The sequence below is a fragment of the Roseovarius marisflavi genome (genome assembly GCF_900142625.1).
GTDB lineage: Bacteria > Pseudomonadota > Alphaproteobacteria > Rhodobacterales > Rhodobacteraceae > Roseovarius > Roseovarius marisflavi.
Window position 1 is genome coordinate 1 of sequence record NZ_FRBN01000076.1, and the last position, 1,297, is coordinate 1,297.

A 1,297-nucleotide genomic window follows, 5' to 3' on the forward strand; every position below is an offset into this window, starting at 1 on the left:
GCGCTGGATGGGCTGCTATTCGAGGGAATGACGATCGCGGCAGGCGGGTTTGGTCTTTGTGGCATCCCGGAACTTCTGTTGCAGGCGATCAAGGAGGCCGGGACCAAGAACCTGACCTTTGCCAGCAACAACGCGGGCGTGGATGATTTCGGCATCGGCATTCTGCTGCAGACCAAGCAGGTCAAGAAAATGTTAAGCTCTTACGTGGGCGAGAACGCAGAATTCATGCGCCAGTATCTGTCGGGCGAGCTTGAGCTTGAGTTCAACCCGCAGGGCACTCTGGCCGAGCGCATGCGCGCCGGTGGCTGTGGCATTCCCGGCTTTTACACCAGGACCGGTGTCGGCACGGTGATCGCCGAGGGCAAGGAGCACAAGGATTTCAACGGCGAGACCTATATACTTGAGGAAGGCATCTTTGCCGACCTTTCGATCGTCAAGGCGTGGAAGGCCGATGCCACCGGCAATCTGGTGTTCCGCAAGACCGCGCGCAATTTCAACCCGCCCGCGGCGATGTGCGGCAAGGTCTGTGTGGTTGAGGTCGAAGAAATCGTGCCGACCGGATCGCTTGACCCCGATCACATTCACCTGCCGGGCATCTATGTGCACCGGATCATTCAGGGCGAGCACGAAAAACGCATCGAACAACGTACCGTGAGGAGCGCATAATGGCCCAAGAACACAAAGGCTGGGATCGCAATCAAATGGCGGCGCGCGCCGCACAGGAACTTCAGGATGGCTGGTATGTGAACCTTGGCATCGGCATCCCGACGCTGGTGAGCAACTATATCCCCGAGGGGATCGAGGTCACGCTTCAGTCGGAAAACGGCATGCTGGGCATGGGCCCCTTCCCGACCGAGGATGAGATCGACGCCGATCTGATCAATGCCGGCAAGCAGACGATCACCGAATTGCCGCAGACCGCCTATTTTGACAGCGCGACAAGCTTTGGCATGATCCGCGGCGGCAAGATCGCCATGGCGATCCTTGGCGCGATGGAAGTGGCCGAGAACGGCGATCTGGCGAACTGGATGATCCCCGGCAAGCTTGTCAAAGGCATGGGCGGCGCGATGGATCTTGTCGCGGGCGTCGGCCGTGTGGTGGTGGTCATGGATCACACCAGCAAACACGGTGAATCAAAAATCCTCAAGAAATGCACCCTGCCGCTGACCGGCAAGGCCGTGGTCGACCGGATCATCACCAATCTGGGCGTGCTGGACGTCACCCACAAGGGCCTGCATATCGAGGAGCTGGCCCCGGGCGTCACCCGCGAAGACATGATCGCCGCAACCGAGGCGAC

2 protein-coding genes are annotated in these 1,297 nt (G+C 59.8%); both read left to right on the forward strand.

What is annotated here, in order from left to right; genetic code table 11:
• Nucleotides 1-666 (forward strand): CoA transferase subunit A (locus tag BUB78_RS19985; RefSeq protein ID WP_073201183.1); only part of this gene is annotated, 666 nt, incomplete at its 5' end.
• On the forward strand, nt 666-1,297 hold a 632-nt coding region (locus BUB78_RS19990; RefSeq protein ID WP_073201184.1), incomplete at its 3' end, for a 3-oxoacid CoA-transferase subunit B. The genes BUB78_RS19985 and BUB78_RS19990, both read left to right, overlap by 1 nt.